This window comes from Streptomyces sp. NPDC007205, assembly GCF_040634095.1.
GTDB lineage: Bacteria > Actinomycetota > Actinomycetes > Streptomycetales > Streptomycetaceae > Streptomyces.
Map to the genome: position 1 here is coordinate 1 of NZ_JBEYEW010000060.1, position 18905 is coordinate 18905.

10 protein-coding genes and 3 pseudogenes are annotated in these 18905 nt (G+C 70.6%); 1 reads left to right on the top strand and 12 read right to left on the bottom strand.

All coding sequences use genetic code 11. The annotated features are described in order from the left end of the window. From ABZ624_RS39250 to ABZ624_RS39295, 10 genes and pseudogenes are all read right to left on the bottom strand, one after another. Nucleotides 1–95, bottom strand: a pseudogene (locus ABZ624_RS39250) (IS5/IS1182 family transposase); the annotation flags it as partial. 105 nt (nucleotides 96–200) lie between these two features. Further along, on the bottom strand, nucleotides 201–1091 hold the full coding sequence (locus ABZ624_RS39255) for a TIGR03621 family F420-dependent LLM class oxidoreductase (protein WP_360099772.1): 891 nt from the start codon (nucleotides 1089–1091) through the stop codon (nucleotides 201–203). Next, nucleotides 1088–4087 carry a condensation domain-containing protein gene (locus tag ABZ624_RS39260; protein ID WP_360099774.1) on the bottom strand — a complete coding sequence of 1000 codons (3000 nt, stop codon included), beginning with the start codon at nucleotides 4085–4087 and terminating at the stop codon, nucleotides 1088–1090. Before ABZ624_RS39260 ends, ABZ624_RS39255 begins: the two co-directional genes overlap by 4 nt. Nucleotides 4088–4093: 6 nt before the next feature. Beyond that, nucleotides 4094–5713: an amino acid adenylation domain-containing protein gene (locus ABZ624_RS39265; RefSeq protein ID WP_360099776.1), complete on the bottom strand. Its 1620-nt coding sequence runs from the start codon at nucleotides 5711–5713 to the stop codon at nucleotides 4094–4096. Next, nucleotides 5707–5904, bottom strand: a complete 198-nt coding sequence (locus ABZ624_RS39270; RefSeq protein ID WP_360099778.1) for an MbtH family protein — start codon at nucleotides 5902–5904, stop codon at nucleotides 5707–5709. Before ABZ624_RS39270 ends, ABZ624_RS39265 begins: the two co-directional genes overlap by 7 nt. Nucleotides 5905–5971: 67 nt before the next feature. After that, nucleotides 5972–6748 carry an alpha/beta fold hydrolase gene (locus tag ABZ624_RS39275; protein ID WP_360099780.1) on the bottom strand — a complete coding sequence of 259 codons (777 nt, stop codon included), beginning with the start codon at nucleotides 6746–6748 and terminating at the stop codon, nucleotides 5972–5974. Then, nucleotides 6745–9927, bottom strand: a complete 3183-nt coding sequence (locus ABZ624_RS39280) for an amino acid adenylation domain-containing protein (RefSeq protein WP_360099782.1) — start codon at nucleotides 9925–9927, stop codon at nucleotides 6745–6747. Before ABZ624_RS39280 ends, ABZ624_RS39275 begins: the two co-directional genes overlap by 4 nt. Next, nucleotides 9924–12374, bottom strand: coding sequence for a beta-ketoacyl synthase N-terminal-like domain-containing protein (locus ABZ624_RS39285; RefSeq protein ID WP_360099784.1), 2451 nt, complete (start codon nucleotides 12372–12374; stop codon nucleotides 9924–9926). Before ABZ624_RS39285 ends, ABZ624_RS39280 begins: the two co-directional genes overlap by 4 nt. After that, on the bottom strand, nucleotides 12371–15625 hold the full coding sequence (locus ABZ624_RS39290) for an amino acid adenylation domain-containing protein (protein WP_360099786.1): 3255 nt from the start codon (nucleotides 15623–15625) through the stop codon (nucleotides 12371–12373). The genes ABZ624_RS39285 and ABZ624_RS39290 overlap by 4 nt, the downstream gene beginning before the upstream one ends. Next, the gene (locus tag ABZ624_RS39295) at nucleotides 15622–15912 is read right to left on the bottom strand and encodes a phosphopantetheine-binding protein (RefSeq protein ID WP_360099788.1); all 291 of its coding nucleotides are present in this window, start codon (nucleotides 15910–15912) and stop codon (nucleotides 15622–15624) included. Before ABZ624_RS39295 ends, ABZ624_RS39290 begins: the two co-directional genes overlap by 4 nt. A 132-nt stretch (nucleotides 15913–16044) precedes the next feature. On the opposite strand from ABZ624_RS39295, the pseudogene ABZ624_RS39300 reads away from it, so the two are divergent. Beyond that, nucleotides 16045–16393: pseudogene (locus tag ABZ624_RS39300) on the top strand (transposase); the annotation flags it as partial. A gap of 103 nt (nucleotides 16394–16496) precedes the next feature. On the opposite strand, the gene ABZ624_RS39305 reads toward ABZ624_RS39300, so the two are convergent. Both ABZ624_RS39305 and ABZ624_RS39310 read right to left on the bottom strand, forming a co-directional pair. Then, nucleotides 16497–16739 carry a transposase gene (locus ABZ624_RS39305; RefSeq protein WP_360099790.1) on the bottom strand — a complete coding sequence of 81 codons (243 nt, stop codon included), beginning with the start codon at nucleotides 16737–16739 and terminating at the stop codon, nucleotides 16497–16499. A gap of 70 nt (nucleotides 16740–16809) precedes the next feature. Next, nucleotides 16810–17894, bottom strand: a pseudogene (locus ABZ624_RS39310) (ISAzo13 family transposase); the annotation flags it as partial. Between the last annotated feature and the right edge of the window lie 1011 nt (nucleotides 17895–18905).

Consider the following 18905-nt stretch of genomic DNA (forward strand, 5'->3'; position numbering starts at 1 on the left):
CCGCCCTGTGGCCGCACCTTCGACGGCGGGATCAGCGGCTCGGCGATCTCCCACAGCCCGTCCGGAACAATCCAACTCCACGTACCCCGCCCCATAGACGGACCAACGAGCGATCACCACATAGGACACCGTCTAAGTCCGCTCCGCCGTTTGTTCCGCCGCCGGATCACATCGCCCGGTCGGTGACGGGCCGGAAGGGCTCACTGGCCCGAGAGGAGCTCGATCACGGGCGCGAAGCCAGCCATCGCCGGTTCGTGTACGCAGATCGAGGAGATGCCGTACCGCTCCCGGCGGGCGATCAGCGTGGCCGCGATGTCCTCCGGGGATCCGAGGAGCACCGTGGGTACCTCCTGGAGGTCGTGGGCCTCCGGGAGATGCGGGGCACGCCGCCGTAGTGTGTCGATCGCCCGCTGCCGGTCCGCCGCGACGAGGACGGCCTGGACCAGGATGTTGCGTTCGATCGACGCTGACCGGTCTCCTGCCGCCGCCTCGAAGAACGCGACCCGTTCGGCCATGGCGTCCGCGCCCGCGAGGTTCGCGGTTCCCGCGGTGGCTCCCGCGAAGGCGACGACGTCGGCGTGCGCGGCGGCCAGCCGGAGCACCTTGTCACCGTGGCCGCCGATGATCAGCCGCGGTGGCTCAACCGCCCGTGACCAGCCGAGCAGGCTCGGATCGTCGATGATCCGCCGAAGCTCTGCCACCGTCTCCGCCAGTCGGCGCACGCGCGCTCCGGCACTCGTCCAGGGGATGCCGGCCGTGTCGAACTCGTCCTTCGCGTGTCCCGCGCCGAGGCCCACATCCAGCCGGCCGCCGGTGACCAGCTGCGTCGTGAGGACCTCGCGCGCGAGCAGCACCGGATTGTAGAACCCGGAGTTGAGCACGTACGTGGCCAGGCGCGGCCGCTCGGTCACCGCTGCGGCGGCGACCAGAGCGGGGAACGGCGCGAGCACACCGAGATGATCGGGCACGACGATCAGGTCGTAGCCCAATGCCTCGGCTCGGCGGCACTTGTCCAGCCACGCCTGGCGCGTGGAGGCAGCGGTGAGGTTGACGCCGAAGCGGAACGGACGGGGGGCGGTGTCGGTGGTCACGCCGTCACCTCGACCCCGGTCGGGGGGAGCACACATACAGGTTCTTTCAGGGCAGCGGACAGTTGGTCGGACAGCAGCGAGCTCACCGTGGCCGCCAGGTCGGCGGCCACGGCCCGGTCGACCTGGTCCCCTCGGTAGGCCAGGCTGCCGCGCAGGGTCCCGTCGCCGGTGACGGTCGTCGTGACGGTCACGGGCACCTTGCTGTCGGCATCGATGCGGTCGCCGATCGCGAGCGGCGTCAGCCGTGCCGTGCCCAGATCCGTCGACCAGCCTGACTGGTCGACACTGTTGACCAGGACGTCCAGATACGGTGTCCGGCCCGGTGTGCGGGGCGGCCGCATCCGGCGTACGACGTTTTCGAACGGCACGTCCTGGTGGGCTATGCCTGCGACGATCTCGTCACGCACCTGTCGCAGCAGCTCGGTCACCGTGGTCCGCGGGGTGCACCGCGTGCGGAGCAGCAGCGTGTTCATGCTCGGGCCGATCACATCGCGGTAGGCCGGCGGGCGGCCGCCCGCGACCGGGAAACCGAGTGTCAGGTCCCTGCGTCCGGTCTGCCGATGCAGGGCCACGGCGACCGCACAAGCCGTGATCATGAAATTGGAGACCTGGTGCTCGGCGCGGACCGGCGCCAGACGCGTCGTCAGGTCGGCCGGCAGGGTAAGGGTGAACCGGCCGTGTGGCCCGGGCCGGTGCGGCGCAGGCAGGTCCAGCGTGCTGGGTGCGCCGTCGAGGCGCTGCCGCCAGAACTCCGCGTCGCCCGGCCGGTTCTGCGCCCAGAAGGCGACCAGGTCACCGTATTGACGCCGCGGGGCGACATCCGTCCTAGCCCGATGGCACTTGCGCAGCTCCCGCAGGAACACCGGAACCGACCCGCCGTCCAGCACCAGGTGGTGGACACACAACGAGAACGTCCGTCGGCCGCCGGGGCCCGTGTGAAGAGCAGCCCGGAGCAATCGGCCACCCGTGACCGAGAACGTCCGTGCGGCGGCCTCACACCACGCCGCGACGGCACGGTCGAACTCGGCTTCCCCGGCGTCCTGGATGTCGACCTCGTCCAGGTCGGGCGTCCACGGCGGCAGCACCTTCAGGTGAGGCCTGCCATCCCGCTCGACGAAACCGCTGCGCAGCAGTTCATGCCGGGCGACGAGGTCGGTGAGCGCGGCACGCAGCGCCGCGACGCTGATCGGGCCGTCCACCGCCCAGGACAGCGGCACGTGATAGCGGGCGTGCTCCGGGTCCATGCGCTGGGCCAGCCAGATCCCTTCTTGAAACGGGGAGGCGGGCACCGGGCCGGTACGGTCATCGGGCGCGGCGCGCTTGTCGCCGCGCTCGGACATGCGTTGCTGAACGATGCCCGCGAGGTCGCACAGCCGCGGGCTGCCGAACAGGTCGGCCAGCGCCACGTCGACGTTCAGCCGCCGCGCGATCCGGTCGACGAGCGTCGTGGCCAGCAGTGAGTGGCCGCCCAGTTCGAAGAACGAGTCGGTCGCCGCCACGCACAGCAGGCCGAGCACGTCCTCCCACACGGCGGCGACCGCCCTCAGGATCTCCGGGTCCACGTCGCGTGGGGATTTTGGCGCCGCGTCGGGCATCGGCACTGGTCCGCCGCGCGACGGTAGCGGTTCACCGAGTGGCGGCTCACTGAGTGACAAGGAAGGAGACAGGTGGGCCGTGCCGTCCGCCACCGTGCCGTCCGGGCGCTCCACCATGTCGCGCAACAGGGAGAGGTAGTCGTCGGACAGACGCCGCAGCATCTCGTCGCCGAACCGGCCGTTCGGGTCCTTCCACACCATCGTGCTGCCGGCGCTGTCCTCGCGCAGCATGACGGTCAGCGTGTAGTCGGCGACGTCGAGTACGTCGATCACCTCCAGTCGACAGGCGCCCTCGGGAGCGGCGAGTTCGATGTCGCGCACGTCCAAGCGGTCGTCGATGGTCGTGTTCCAGTACTGGAACACCGTCTCGTGGGTGCGCGCGTGCGCTCCGGGACCGGTCAGTGACGCGGCGCGCAGCAGTGCGGGAAGCGGCAGGGCGTGATGGGCCAGCACCTCACGCACATGGCTGCGGAAGCCGATCAGGTAGTCCCGGTACGTCTGCGATCCGCTCGGCCGTGGCCGGAACGGCAGCACATTGACGAAGTACCCGACGCGGTGCCTCAGAGCCGGATCGGTCCGTCCGTGGTACGGCGCGGACACGATCGGGTCGTCATGACCGGCGTGGTGGCGCAGCATGAGGAAGAACGCCGCGAACATCACCGTGAAGTACGACGCCCGGATCTCACCAGCCAGGTCGCGCACCCGCGTCTCCAGTTCCTGGCCGATGCCGAGGCTCAGTAAGTGGAACTCACCATCAGTCAGTTGACGACGACTCGTCAGTGTCTGCCGTCCGATCGGTTCGGCGAGCAGTTCGCGCCAGAAGGCACGGTCGTCGGCACCCTCAGGCCCGTCGCACGACGCGCGGCCCCGGCCTACCGCGATCTGAAGGGGAGCCAGGTCGTCCACCGCGTCGAGGTCCTGGCCCGCGTAGGCCCGCCGTAGGTCGAGCAGGAACGGCACCACGGACGTGCCGTCGAAGACGATGTGATGCACGACGAACAGCAGCACCGTGTAGTCCGGGCCGTGCAGGATCTCGAGGCGCGCCAGCGGCCCGTGACCGAGATCGAACGGCGTGCCGTGGGCGGCCGCGAGCACGGCCTTCTCGCGGCCGCCGGTCACGGCACGCTCGATCACCGGGATCGGCTCGGCGTCGCCCCAGGTCAGCCGGGCGCCCGTGGGGTCGGCGACCACACGGCCGCGCAGCATCGGGTGCCGCGCCCCGAGTGCGGCGACGGCCCGGCGCAGGCGTGGCATCGCCAGTTCGCCTCTCACCGCGAACGCGTACGGCAGCACATGCGTCGGCGCGGTGGGGGCGACCTGCCAGCCGACCCACATGGCCTCCTGGTTGACCGACAGCGGGACGCTGTCCGGCGTCGCGGTGTTCAGCGGCACGTCAGCCATGGACGCTCACGCCCCGCTCAGTTGCTCGGCGACCGCGCGGCGGTCGGTTTTGCCCGATGCGTTCAGCGGCAGCGCTGGCAGGTGCGCGAAGCGCGCCGGCACCATGAACGAAGGAAGCCGGGTCCTCGCCCGGGCGACGAGGCGCTGGTTGAGTTCCTGCGGCCGGACGCCCTGCGCGGCCGTGTAGCAGGCCACGAGAATCCGCTCCCCGATGCGGCTGTCGACCGGCACGACCACGAGCTCGCCGACGCCCTCGGTCGCGCGCAGCACCGTCTCGACCTCGCCCGCCTCGATCCGATAGCCGTTGATCTTGACCTGGTCGTCCGCGCGTCCGGCGAACTCCAGAGTCCCGTCCGGATGCAGCACCGCCAGGTCGCCGGTGCGGTAGAGGCGGCGCGGCACCTCGTCCTGGCCGCCGCACTCCGGATACCGCTGGGAGGTCAGAGCGGGCCGCCCGACGTAGCCGATCGCCAGCTGGTCGCCCGCGAGGTACAGCTCGCCGATCTCACCGGGCGCGGCGGGCTTGCCGTCCTCGGTCATCAGCAAGGCCGTCGTGCCGGCGAGAGGCCGGCCGATCGTGCGGGCGGGGTCCGGCGAGCAGCCTTCCCGGGTGAGGTCGGCCTCCGTGAGGTGGTGGAACGTCGAGAAGACCGTGGCCTCGGTGACGCCGTACATGTTCACGAAGGCTGTGGTCCCGCCATTGACGGTCCGCCAGTCGCGCACTGCCTGAAGGTCGACGCTCTCGCCGCCGAAGATCACGTAGCGCAATTCGGGTGCGGACTTCTGGGCCGCGAGAGCGGCCCGGGACAGGTACCGGAAGACCGAGGGCACCTGGTTGAACACCGTGACGCCCTGCTCGACGATCAGCTCCAGGGTCGACTCCGGCGACCGCGCCACATCCGTCGGTACGACGATCAGCGCGGCGCCCCGGCTCAGCGCGCCCCATATCTCCCACACCGAGAAGTCGAAGCAATGGGAATGGAACATCGTCCAGACGTCGTCGGACGTCAAATCGAAGACCTCGTCGCAGGCCTCGAGCAGCGCCGTCACCGCGCGGTGCGGCACCTCGACTCCCTTGGGCCGGCCACTGGAGCCGGAGGTGTAGATGACGTACGCGGGGTCCTCCGGCGTGACCGGCACGGCGGGCAGTGCCGATGGTGGCCCTGCCGCGGATTCCCGCCCTTCGAGGAGCGTGTCCGTCACTTCGAGGGCGGTCACGCCGGGCACGACGAGCCCGGCGTCGATGCCGGGATCCGTCAGCAGCAGGCCGAGTCCGCTGTCCTCGGCCATGAACCTCACGCGGTCCGCCGGGTACCCCGGATCCAGCGGTACGTAGGAGCAGCCGGCCTTGAAGACCGCCAGGATCGCGGCCACCACGTGCGGCCCGCGCCGCAGATACAGGCCCACGCGGCCGCCCGCCTCCGGCATCAGCGCGCGGATCGCCGCCGCCAGCCGATCCGACATCCCGGCCAGTTCGCGATACGACACAACCCGGCCGACGCCCTCGACGTCGATGAGGGCCGGTGCGTCCGGCCCGCGGACGGCCTGGGCGGTGAACAGATCGTGCAGACAGGGCGCCGCCGACTGGGCCTGTGAGGGCTCCCCGTTCTCGTCGGTGGTCACCATCGGCCGCCGTCCTCCCGCGTCGGGCGCAGGTCGGTCCAGACCTGGGCGATATGGGTAAGGCAGTCGAGGCGCCGGCCGGTGAACCCGGTCTGCCACCAGCCGGCCGGAGCGGTCAGGTCGACCGGCCAGATCGAGTGTTGGCCGCGGTCATTGCGCACCACGGCGAAGCGACGCTCGTCGTCGTCGAACATGGGATCTCGGTTCTCTCGTTCAGAAGTTCAGAGGTTCAGAAATGCGACTGCTCGGCTGCTCGGCAGCTCAGTTGCGCAGTGAGGGAGCGCGCAGCAGGCCGACCAGGTCGGCCACGAGCGCGGTCGCGCCGGTACCGGTGAGAAAGAAGTGGCCGCCGGGAAACCAGCGCAGCCGGAACGTGCCTCCGGCCTGATCGCGCCATGCCTCGATCTCCGGCTCGGTCACCAGCGGATCGGTCCGGCCGCCGTACACGTGCAGGGGTAGCGTGAGCGCCGGACCGGCGAGGCAGCGGTACGTGCGGTCCAGTTCGAGGTCCGCGCGCAGGACAGGCAGAAGCATGCGGCGGATCTCCGGGTCCCGCAAGGCGGAGCCGGAAGTCCCACCGAGCGATTCGACGAACGAGACCAGCCGCTCCGGCGTGGCCTCCTCGGGCTCGATGCCCGCCGATCCCAGCTGCGGCGCCTTGTGCGCCGCCACGCCGAGAGCGATCAGGTTGCCGTTTTCCGGCCTGGCCACTAGGCGCCGCGCCACCTCGAACGCGATCAGTGCGCCGAGGCTGTGCCCGAACAGAACGGTCGGCAGCCCGGGCCCCTCCCGCACGGCCGCGGCGACGGCGTCAGCCAGCGGGTTCATCCGCTCGATGGGCGTCTCCCGCAACCGCGCTCCGCGGCCGGGCAATTGCACGACCGAGACGACGACGTCGTCCGGCACCAGTGTGGTCCACGGGTGGAACATCGCGGCCGTACAACCCGCCCCCGGCACGCACAGCAGCCGGGCCGTGGGCGTGGCCCGGGGCGGGAAGCGCAGCAGCCAGCGGCCAGTGCGTGCCGTGGCGGCGGTCATCGCCCGGCCTCGTGTCGCAGATGCGTGGCCAGCTCGCGCACGCTCGGGTACCGGAACACGTCGCCGATGCCGATGGGCATGCCCGCGTCGGTGGCGCGCTGGGCGATCCGGGCACACTGCAGGGAGTCGCCGCCGAGCTCGAAGAAGTCGTCGGTGACGCCGACCTCGGCGAGACCGAGTACCCCGGCCCATATCCCCGCCAGCAGCCGCTCTGTGCCGTCGGCAGGGGCGGCCCGGCCGCCGAGGTCCACATCGGGCGCGGGCTTCGGGAGGGCGGTCCGGTCCACCTTTCCGCTTGTGGTCAGCGGCAGTTCCGGCAGCATCATGACGTGCCGCGGCACCATGTAGTCCGGCAGCCCGTCCCGCAGCAGAGCCTGGACCTCGTCCTTCATGTGTTCCGCGTCCGTGTGGCCGTCGGCCGCCACGAGGTACAGCGCGAGCTGGGGTTCGGCCCCATCGACGCCGGTCGCATGCACCGCGGCGGCGGCGACCGACACGTGGGCCCGGGCCAGGTTCTCGATCTCGCCCGGCTCGATCCTGAAACCACGGATCTTGAGCTGCTGGTCGGTCCGGCCGAGATAGTCCAATGCCGCGTCCGCCCGCCAGGCGACCAGGTCGCCCGTGCGGTACAAGCGCTCGCCGGGCCTGTCGGCGTACGGGTGCGGAACGAACCGATCCGCGGTCAGGTCCGGTCGGCTCAGGTAGCCCCGTGCCAACGGGACGCCGCCGAGGTAGAGCTCGCCGGGGACGCCGATCGGACAGGTGTTGAGCCACCGGTCCAGGACGTAGACCTCGGCTCCGGCCAGCGGTCGGCCGATCGGGACGCCGGTCCCGTGCGTGACGCCGGTCTGGCACGGCTGGTCGTCTTTGACGCCGCAGTCCCATTCGGTGACCTCGATCGAGGCCTCCGTCGGCCCGTACATGTTGACCAGGCGCGCGCTCGGCAGACGTTCGAGACACCGGTCGCGAACCGCCGCGGTGAGCATCTGACCGCTGCACAGGACACGCCGCAGCGAGGCGCACCGGTGCAGATCCGGGCGATCGAGGAAGACTTCGAGCATCGGGGGCACGAAGTGCACCGAGGTGACCGACTCCCGTTCGATCACATCGACGAGGTAGCCCGGGTCACGGTGTCCGCCCGGCTCGGCCATGACGAGTCGGGCTCCGACCGTGAGTGGCCACAGCAGTTCGCAGACCGAGACGTCGAAGGTGTACGGGGTCTTGTGCAGGACCCGGTCCTCAGCGGTCAGTTGCTGCGTGTGCTGCATACACGCGACCCGGTTCGCCAGACCGTGGTGGGCGACCGCGACGGCCTTGGGCCTGCCGGTCGACCCGGACGTGTAGATCACATAGGCCAGGTCCTCGGGATGTGCCGTCCAGGGCCGGTCGGGCACGGCGTCGGCGGGAGCATCGGCGTCGTCGATCGCGAGGGCTGTCAGGGCCGGATCTTCGACGCCGGACAGGTGATGCCCGGCGGCGGTGAGGAGATGGGTGGCACCCGCGTCGCGCAGCATGCCGGCACGTCGCGCGGGCGGGTCGTCCGGCGATAGGGGCAGATAGGCCGAGCCGGTGGCCAGGACGGCCAGGACCGCTACCACGAGCGGGCAACCGCGGGGCAGGCAGATCCCGACGACCGCGTCGGGGCCGGCGCCGCCCACCGCGCGCAACCGTTCGGCCGCGCCCTCCGCTCGCCGGACGAGCTCGGCATACGTCAGCCGGGTGTCGCCGTACACGACGGCGGTGGCGTCGGGGGCCCGCAGGGCCTGCAAGCGGATCCGCTCCTGGACCGGGACATCCCATGGATGCACCGGTGCGGTGCGCGACCAATCGTTCAGCAGGACGTCCCGCTGCCGTTCGTCCAGCATGGGCAGCGCTGCGATGGGTGTGTCCGGTGCGTCGACGGCGGCCCGCACCAGCGTGTCGAACTCATCGGCCATCCGTTCGATGCTCGCCGCGTCGAACAACTCGGTGCGGTACCGGAACGTGACGCTGGTGGTGCCTTCGCCGTCCGGGCGCACGTCGAGCCAGAGGTCGGTGAAGGCCGTTGCCGTGGGCACAGGCACCAACTCAACGGAGAGGCCGGGCAGTTCGGGCAGTGTGAGCGGCTGCTGCAGCGAGAACATCACCTGGAACAGCGGATCGTGTCCGGCGGCGCGGTCGAGACCGGAGCCGGCCACGATGAGCTCCAGCGGCACGTCCTGATCGCGGAAGGCGTCCAGAACGGTACGGCGCACCCGGCTCAGCACGGTCTCGAACGTCGGATCCTCCGACAGGTCCACCCGCAGTGGCAGCGTGTTGACGAGCATGCCGATCAGGGGCCGGAGGTCCGCGCGCGTGCGCCCGGCGCTGGGGCTGCCGATCACTACGTCGTCCGTGCCGGCCAACCGTGCCATCAGCACGGAGAACCCGGCCAGCAGCACCATGAACGGCGTCGCTCGGTGCCGCCGCGCGAGCCGCGCGACCCGGTCCCACAGGCCAGGATCCAGCGGCCGGTCGGTCGAGGCTCCGGCACATCCCTGAGTCGCCGGACGGGGGAACGCGGTCGGCAGGGCCAGCAGACCCGGCGCACCGGCCAGCCGCTCGGTCCACCGTGCGAGCCCGGCCTTGTGCGCCGGGTCGTCCGCCTCGCGCCGCTGGCGCTCGGCGTGCTCGCCGAGCCGCAGCGGGAGTGGCTCCAGCTCGATCGGCCGGCCCGCACGGTGTGCGGCGTAGCGCGCCGAGAGCTCACACAGGAACTCCCCGGCCGACCAGCCGTCCCACACGCTGTGGTGGGCCACGACGGTGAAGATGTGCTCGTCACGCGCGCAGCGAAGCAGATCGAAGCGGACCAGCGGGCCGCGCGCCAGATCGAAGCCCCGCCCACTCGCCTCACGGAGGAATTCCTCGGTACACGCCTGACGATCGGCGGCGGGAAGCCCGGACAGGTCCTGGAACCCGAGCTCGCCTGTGAACTCGTCATCGACCACCTGGAAGGGCTCACCGTCCACGGCACGGAACGTGGTGCGCAGCGCGTCGTGGCGGGTCCCGATTCCCCGCAGTGCGACCTCGAGGGAGGCCTGGTCCAGCTCGCCGCGCAGGCGCATCGCGGCGTAGAGGTTGTACGCGCCGTTGCCGTTGTGGAGCCGGTCGAGCAGCCATAGCCTGCGCTGGGCGAACGACGTGGGCCACTGCGTCGTCACGATGCCTCCGCCGCGGCCTCGGCGATCAGACCCTCGATGACCAGGGACAGGTCCGGCACGGCCGGCGTGTCGAACACCACGTCGACCGGAGGCGTCACCCCGAAGGTCTCCTCGATCAGAGCGACGAGCTGCACCGCGGCCAGTGAGTCGCCGCCCAGCTCGAAGAAGTCCGCACTCTCGTCCCCGGCCCCGAGCACCTGCTGGAACAGCACGCTCAAGCGCTCGGCGACGGACTGTGGCCGCTGCGTCGACTGCGCAGATCCCGCGGTCTCGGCCGGAGTGGCCTGCTCGTCACCGGCCACGTCCGTCGTCTCGACGGGGATCGGGGCGGCCGGCCGGATCGCGACGTGCCGGCGCTGGAACGGATACGTCGGCAGAGGCACCCGGCGGCGACGCGTGCCGCGTGCCACGGCCCGCCAGTCCACCGGCGCCCCGGCCTGCCACAACCGCCCGGCCGCCGCCAGCAGGGCCGCCACGGCACCGCCGGGACCGGTCTCCGGCAGGTCCACCACCAGAGAGCCGGCCTCCTCGGCACGGCTCGGCACCTCGACCACCTTCTCCTCGCCCTCCTGCCCGCGAAGCAGGCGAGCGGCCGTCGCGAGGTCGATCGCGCCGGACCGGCAGGCGACAACCAGCTCACCGGCACCCTCGGCGTGCCACGAGTCGGGCCGTACACCCCAGTCCTGCCACAGCTGCACCAGCGCGTACCGCAGTGTGAACAGCGCGGCGGGCTCGCCGTCGTGACCGCTCAGCGCCGCGGCGCACTCGTCCGCCGCCACCCGGAAGACCGGGAACACGGCTGCCAGTTCGTCGAGCAGCACACGAGCCGGCACATCCGTGCCGGGCAGGCGGAAGAGCACCGACGGTTCCGCGGCCGTGACCGCGCCCCGGCCGGTCGACGGCGCACCCGCCAGCGCCGCTGAGGCGGACTCGTGGTCGGCGCATACGACGAAGCGTCGGTAGGGGAACGCCTGACGGCCCGTCTGCAGCGTGTGGGCGACGTCGGCGAGCGGCTGGTCGGGATGCCGAGCGAGGTGCGCGGCGAGCCGTTCGGCCATCGCGTCCAGCGCCGTCGGCGTGCGGGCCGCCAGCGGAAGGATGTGGACGGGCCACGGGTCGGGCTCCGCGGTGCGCCGCGGGGCCTCCTGCAGCACCACGTGGGCGTTGGTGCCGCCGATGCCGAACGAGCTCACGCCGGCGCGGCGCGGCCGGTCGTCAGCCGCGGTCCAGTCGACCCCGGCCGTCGGCACGGTGAACGGTCCCGAGGCGAAGTCGACGCGCGGGTTGGGCTCCGTGAAGTGCAAGTTGCCCGGCACGAACCGGTTCTCCAGCGCCAGCGTCGCCTTGATCAGACCCGCCACGCCCGCCGCGGTGTCCGTGTGGCCGATATTGGACTTCACCGCGCCGAGCATGACGCTGCCCGGGCGGGTGGAGGGTGAGGTGAAGGCCTTGGTCAGTGCGGCCACCTCGATCGGATCGCCGACGGGCGTGCCGGTGCCGTGCGACTCGACGTAGCCGATGCTCTCCGGAGTGACACCCGCGACCGTGTGCGCCAGGCGGATCACCTCGGTCTGGCCGCGCAGGCCGGGCGCGGTGTACCCGGCGCGGTCACGGCCGTCGTTGTTCACCGCGGAGCCGATCAGCACCGCGTGCACGGTGTCGCCGTCGTCGAGCGCGTCCTGCAGGCGGCGCAGCACCACGATGCCGGCTCCGTCCCCGGCGACGATGCCCTTCGCGTCGGCGGAGAAGGTACGGCAGCGGCCGTCCGGCGACATGGTGCCGCCCTCCTGGTAGCGGTAGCCGACCCGGGGCAGCCGGATGGTGATCCCGCCGGCGAGCGCCATGTCGCAGTCCCCTGCCAGCAGCGCCCGGGCCGCCTCGTGCACCGCGACGAGGGACGACGAACAGGCCGTCTGCACGGTGACGCCGGGGCCGGTCAGGCCGAGCCGGTAGGAGACCTGGGTGCACAGGTGCTCGGGCTCATTGGCGATCGTCGCGGCCATCACGTCCACACCGGGCAGCAGGTCCGGCCGTTCGAGCACGATCCGGCCGTAGCCGTTGCGGCCGGCACCCGCGTACACGCCCACCGGGCCCGGTACCTCACCCGGGTGGTATCCGGCCCGCTCCAGGGCCTCCCACGCGCACTCCAGGAACATCTGCTGCTGGGGGTTGAGCACGGCCGCGTCCCGGGGCGTGCAGCCGAAGAACTCGGCGTCGAAGTCGCCGACACCGTCCACCAGTCCGTGCATCGCCACATGGCGCGGGTCCGCGGCCCATGCCTCATCCTCACCCCAGGACCGGCGTTCCTCGACCGGGATCGGCCGGACCGAGTCGACGCCGTCGACCAGGTTTGCCCAGAACTCCACGGGGCTGTTGGCCCCTGGCAGTCGGCAGGCCATGCCGATGACGGCGATGTGGGTGTCGACATCGAGGTCTAAGTCGTTCATCGTGTTTTCGTCTCCGCCTGACGGTTCTTGGCGCGCAGCGCCCGGAGCCGTGCTGTGCCTTGTCTGAGTTTCTCGGCCGTCTGTGCCGGCCCTTGTGCTTGTGGCGGCGCCGCACCGTGGGCGGCAGCCGTGCCGTCCAGGTGCCGGGCGAGTGAAGCCACGGTCGGGTGTTCGTAGAGGTCGACGATGGGTACGGTCCGCTCCAGGCGGCCGGCGAGCCGCTTCTGCACGGCCACGAGCCGCATGGAGTGTCCGCCGACGTCGAAGAAGTTGTCGTCGACGCCGATCGCCGCGTGACCGAGCACGTCGGCCCAGACCTCGGCGACCGTGCGTTCCATGGGGGTCCGGGGCAGCCGGCCCACCGGGGCCGGCGCGCCGGCCGGCAGGGCCGCTCGGTCGATCTTGCCGTTCATGGTGCGCGGGAAGGAATCCAGTACCACGAACCGCTGCGGCACCATGTACGTCGGCAGCCGCCGGCCGAGCAGCTCACGCATGGCCGCCGCGTCGAGCGGGCGGGCCGCTGTGTCCGGCCCGGCCGGTACGACGTAGGCCACCAGCTGCGGATCGGTGCCCGCGGCCGCGACCGGTTCGACCAGGGCCTCGGCGATCCCCGGCAGATCGAGCACGGCTTGCTCGATCTCGCCCGGCTCGATCCTGAATCCCCGGATCTTCACCTGCCGGTCGGTGCGGCCGAGGAAGTCCAGCCTGCCGTCCGAACGCCAGCGGACGCGGTCGCCGGTGCGGTAGAGCCGCGCCCCCGGCTCGGTGCCGTAAGGATCGGGGACGAACCGCTCCGCCGTCAGATCCGGCCGGCCGAGATAACCCCGGGCCACGCACGGCCCACCGAGGTACAGCTCACCCGGCACACCGGCCGCACTCGGCTTCATGTCCGCATCGAGGACGTAGGAGGTGACGCCGCTGACCGGCCGCCCGATCGACGGCAGATCCGAGGCGTGCGGCCCTGTGGACACGGTGCCCGCGGTCGCACAGACCGTGCACTCGGTCGGGCCGTACGCGTTCACCAGGCGGAACGGCAGCGACGCGGTGACCGGGGGCAGCCGGTCGCCACCGGCCAGCATGAAACGCAGCGGCACCTCGGCCGGCCAGTCGAGCTGCGCGAGCTCGATGGCCAGCGGGGTGGGCAGCACCATGCCGGTGACCTCGCGTTCCAGGAGCCAGTCCCGCAGCTGCACCGGGTCCAGCAGGGCCGGCGCCGGGGGGATCTCCAGCGTGGCGCCGGTGGTGAGGGCAACCCACGTGTCCAGCACCGCCGCGTCGAAGCCGGGTGCGGCCAGCAGGGCCGTACGATCGCCGGGCCCGAGGCCGAACTCGGCGCGGTACCAGTTGAGCACCCCGCTCAGCGAACCGTGCTCGACCATCACACCCTTCGGGCGTCCGGTGGAGCCAGATGTGTAGATCACGTAGGCGAGGTCGGCCGGGTCGCTCCCGGGCACCGGTGGTTCACCGGCGATGCCCTCCGTCAGGAGCTCATCGAGCGTGCGCACGGCAGCGCCGCTGTCGGCGAAAGCCTCGGCGTGCTCCCGGTCGGTGATCACCAGCGCGGGGCGGGCCTCGCTCACGACGGCGGTCAGCCGGCCCGCCGGGTGTGCCGGATCGAGCGGCAGGTAAGCAGCTTGCGCCTTGAGGATGCCCAACTGCGCCGTGACCAGGCCCACGCCGCGGGGCAGGCATGTGGCCACCACGGCCTGCCGTGGCACCTCCAGCGAGCGCAGTGCGCCGGCGACCAGGTTCGCGTCCCGGTTGAGCTCGCCGTAGCTCACCGACCGCACACCGGCGCGCACGGCCGGCGCGTCGGGGCGCGCGCTGGCCTGCCGTTCGAAAGCGTGGTCCACCCGGCCGGTCGTTCCGGGGCCGCCCGCGGACCACTCGGTCAGCAGGGCGCGCTCCTCGTCAGGACCCAGCAGACGCAGCCGCGAAACGCGCTTGTCCGGCGTCGCGACAGCGTCCGACAGCAGTGTGCGGTAGCGCTCGGCCAGACGCAGGGCGGTCGCGTCGTCGAACACCGCATTCTGGTAGCCGAACGCACTGCGTGCCCGCTCACCGAGCCACTCCACGTGCAGCGTGAGCTCGAACTTCGCCGTGTCCATCGGCAGGCTGACGCGTGATGCGACCAGCCCGGAAAGACCGGAGCCGAGCGGGGCGGGCTCCTCGTAGGCGAAGACGTTCTGGAAGACCGGGTGCCGCCCGCCCGCGCGCTTCGGCTGCAGCGCCTCCACCACCTGCTGGAACGGCAAGTCCTGATGCGCATGCGCGGCTACAAAGGCATCGCGCACGCAGACGAGCAGCTCGGCGAACGTCGTCGATGCGTCGACGCGCACACGCATCGGCAGCATGTTGACGAAGAGCCCGACGACCCGCTCGACCTGAAGCGAAGTGCGTCCGCTGACGGGGACGCCGATCACGACATCGGTGTCCCCGGTGATCCGGTGCAGCAGCGCCGCGTACGCGGCCAGGAACGTGAGGAACCGCGTCACCCGGTGGCTACGGCCGAGAGCCTGAATGTCCGAGCACAGCGACGTATCGAGATCTGCACCGCGCACCCCGCCCGCGTAGCCGACCGCGCGGTGCGGCCGGTCGCCGACGAGTGAGGAGTACGGCGGGGCACCGTCCAGCTGGCCGCGCCAGAAGTCCAGCGCGTCGCGGCCCCTGGCCCCCGCGAGCATGGCGCCCTCGGCCCGCACGTGTTCGCCGTACTGTACGGGCGGTTCGAGTACCGGGTCGGCCTCGCCGTCGACAGCGGCGTTGTAGAACGCCGCCAGCTCCTGATCGATGATGCCCAAGGACCAGCCGTCGACCACGATGTGGTGGATCGCCAGCACGAGCACGTGGTCGTCGGGAGCGACCCGGATCACCGTGGGCCGGAACACCGGACCATTCACCAGATCGAACGGGGCGAGCGCTGTGACGGACACCAGCGCCTGCAGCTCCGTCTCCCGTTCCGCGGCCGGCGTCGCGCTCAGGTCGATCACCACGGTCTCGACGGTGCGGTCGGTGATGCGCATCGCGGGAGCGCCGTCCACTGTCTGGAACACCGCGCGCAGCATCTGGTGCCGTTCGGCGAGGTGTGCGATGGCGTGGCGCAGCGCGGGAAGATCCAGAGGACCACGTAAGCGCGTGATCGCCGGCACGTTGTACTCGTCACCGTCCGGGCGCAACTGCCACAGGAACCACAGCCGTTCCTGTGCGGAGGACAGGGATAACGCTGGGGTGGGCTCGGTCTGTGCCTTCACGCCGCCGACCCTGGTGCAGCGCCGCCGGCCGTGACGTACTCGGCGAGCCCGAGGACGGTGGGCCGTTCGAAGAACACGGACAGGGGCACCTCGACGCCTAAGGACCGGTAGATCCGGGAGCTGACTTGTGAGGCCGTCAGGGAGTGCCCGCCAAGAGCGAAGAAATCATCATCGTTCGCGATGTCGTCGAGTCGGAGCACCTCGGCGATGATCCGGGCTATCTCCTCCCGCACGGACGGCTCGGACGGCACGGCGCCGTCCGCGACTAAGGAGCCGCGCTCAGCCATCAGGTGGATTCCTCTTTTCGGGTATGTGATGTGTACCGCCGTCATGCGGCAGGTGAACCGAGATAAACACTCAGTGACAGAAGTTGCCAAATCTTGATCGCTGAGGTACAAGTTCCGGTCGAGAAACGCCACTTGGGTAGTGGGCGGTGGGGTTGGTTCGTTCCGGATGGTTTGTGGGAGTTGGTGAGGCCGTTGCTGCCTGCTGCGAGGGTGTGACCGCAGGGCGGCGGGGTCGCGAACATGGATGATGAGGTGGTGTTCGCGGCGATCGTCTACGTGCTGGTCAGCGGTTGTGCCTGGCGGCACTGCCGCCGTGCTCCGGCGCGTTGAAGTCGACCGTCCATCGCCGGCTTCTGATCTGGTCCAGAGCCGGGGTAGGGGGCCGGCTGCACCAGAAGGTTCTCCACCTCCAGGAGAACAGGGCCTGGTGGACTTGTTCCGCGCGGTCCTCGACTCGGCTCACGTCCGCGCGAAAGGGGGGATCGGGCCGGTACTGCGGGCGCTTGAGCCGGTTGCGGACGAGCGATTCCAGGCGGTCGACGGTGACGACGGCGTGTTTCGGCCAGGCTGCGTTTGACGTGAGCTCATACGCCTTCGACAGGGTTGAGGTCGGGCGAGTAGGCGGGCAGCAGAAACCCCGTCAGCCATTCATGTTCGGGGATCAGCTCGCGCATGGCGCGGGAGACGTGCGTGTTCAGCCGGTCCCACACCAGCACGATGGGCGCTTTGACGAGCTGGTGGACGCCGTCGATCAGCGTGATGAAGTCGCGCTCGTCCCTGCTGCGACGCTTGCCTTTGTCTGCGGGGTGGTGCGCAGGCGGTGGCACAGGCGGGAGGGGTTGGTGTGGTGGCCGTGTGCTTCCGGGAGTGGGCGGACTTCCTGTTTCGCGCGGCTGTGGTCGTGCCGGTGACGCCGAAGAGTTGGCCGAGGAGGTCCATGGTCGCGAGTTTGCGCAGGTGGAGGATGGTGACCAGGACCCGGTCGGCTGGGGTGAGCTTGGCTTTGGCACCTGTGCCGGGGGCCATCAGGCGCTCGTGACCGCGACCTGTGCGGAGCACTTGTTCGCGTTGAACCTCCAGCGCTGGAGCCAGCGCGCCGATGAGCTCGCTGAGCCGTTGGCGGGTCATGCCGGTCAGTTCTGGGTCCTGCAGTGAACGCCGCGTGAGGTGAGGCGGTCTGCTCGCCGGGGCCTGGTCTGAGGTGCTGTTGGTCTTCGCCGCGTCCATCGCTGCTGGGGGCGGAGGACGTAGTTCCAGTCACCGTGCAAGCGGTGCCGGGTGATCGGCAGGGCGGCGATCTCGTCGTCGCTGACCTGGATGCCGGTGGGGTAGTGGTTGGTGTCGAGTCCGGCGCGCACGGGCAGGCCGGTTTTTGGGGGTGGTCGCTGCGATGCTCTGAACGATGACTTCGTTGCTGGTCAGGGGCCTTTGACGCCAGTTCATGGTGATGTGGGAGAACAGCCGGTGCTCGATCTGGTTCCCCTTCGACATGCCGGGAGGCAGGTGGCAGACAGTGATTGCCAAGCCGGTCTCGGGGGAAGTGGGCGAGCTCGGTCTTCCAGGTGCGGGTGCGGTACCCGTTGGTGCCGCACGCGTCGGCGGTGATCAGCAAGCGGCCGGCCGTTGGATAGGCGGCCCGGCCGGCGCCGTTCCAGCAGCGTCAGATCGATTCGACGGCGAACGCGGCGGTGTCGTGGTCGGTGCCCACGTTGACCCAGCCGGTGTTCGCGGCGACGTCGTAGATGCCATAGGGCACCGCTCTGCCCAGTTCCCGGTCGGGGAAGTCGTGGGTATCGATCCGCACCGGCTCGCCCTTCGGCTCCCATTCACGGCCGTTGTTCTTGAAAGGGCCGATCAGTTCCTTCTTCTTCGTGTCCACACTGATCACCGGAGCACCGCCGTCCTGGTGGTTGCGGGCCTGCTCGTTGAGGTAGTGGAATTGCCTCCCGGTCGGGGTGCTGCTTGCCTTCCAGGGCCTTGGCAGGTCAGGGAGGCTTCGGAGGTGTTGTAGCCGAAGGCCCGTTCCACAGCGAGGAAGAACTCCAGCAGCTAGGCTCGCACGCGTCCGACCGGCCGGAGCGCCGGCCCCGGTACGGCGCCGGCCGGAGCGCCGGCCCCGGTACGGCTTGGACATGAGTGATGCCGAGTGGGCGCGGGTGCGGGATCCGCTGCCCGTGTCGGGATGGCTGGCGGGCAGGGGCGGGCGCGCGGAGGGCTACTGCCACCGGCAGATGATTGACGCGGGACGCGGCGCAGTCGCAGGCGCCGTCATGATGGGGGGTGTGTCGTCTCTGTATAGGTGGGTCGAGGGTCAGGGGCGGTGGTTGAAACTTCGTGGTGGGCCACTGCCGCCGACACCTGGCCCATTGGCGGCGAGCATCCAACGCGCCGCTCCCAGTTGTTGGGCCCGTCGCCCTGCCCCCCCCCGTGGCGACGGGCCCAACTCGTGGTGGCAGGCCCGCGGATCCTTGCCAAGCTCAAGACATGGAGACGGCGCACGCCGGTGACAGGCCCGGAAGCCGCCGACTGCGGATGTGCGCATAGCTACGAGTCGCGGCCAGGCCAAGGTGCCGGTCCGTCTCCCGAGAGTTGGCTGTGGCCCGTCGTCGAAGAGAGTCCGCAGGTGAGACGCCCCTGACCGGGAACGGCGAGTCCCGGGGTTTCACGCCGCCGAAGCATCCTTTCGAGCAATGGTTCGGTACTCACTTTCGAATGAACGCAACGAGCGGGGCCGTACCGGCTGCGCCGGTACGGCCCGTCACGTCGTTCTCACGTCCCGGAAACTCCCTCGATCGCCCGGTGCGAGCCGGGGACGCGGACCATGACTTACTGTCCGACACGTAAGTAACAGACGTTGATCATGTGACGCCTCTTCTGTGACTTACGGCGTGCAGATCTTTACTGGCTTCAGCTCGTCAGGGTGAGGGTGGGTCGTCGAAGGTCAGGCCGGTGCCCGCTATGAAGCCGTCGAGAGTGTGGGGCCGGTACTGCAG

Coding starts and splice junctions, on each gene's coding strand:
- ABZ624_RS39260 (WP_360099774.1), bottom strand. CDS start 4,087: ATGGCTGACGTGCCGCTGAACACCGCGACGCCGGACAGCGTCCCGCTG.
- ABZ624_RS39265 (WP_360099776.1), bottom strand. CDS start 5,713: ATGGTGACCACCGACGAGAACGGGGAGCCCTCACAGGCCCAGTCGGCG.
- ABZ624_RS39270 (WP_360099778.1), bottom strand. CDS start 5,904: ATGTTCGACGACGACGAGCGTCGCTTCGCCGTGGTGCGCAATGACCGC.
- ABZ624_RS39275 (WP_360099780.1), bottom strand. CDS start 6,748: ATGACCGCCGCCACGGCACGCACTGGCCGCTGGCTGCTGCGCTTCCCG.
- ABZ624_RS39285 (WP_360099784.1), bottom strand. CDS start 12,374: ATGAACGACTTAGACCTCGATGTCGACACCCACATCGCCGTCATCGGC.
- ABZ624_RS39295 (WP_360099788.1), bottom strand. CDS start 15,912: ATGGCTGAGCGCGGCTCCTTAGTCGCGGACGGCGCCGTGCCGTCCGAG.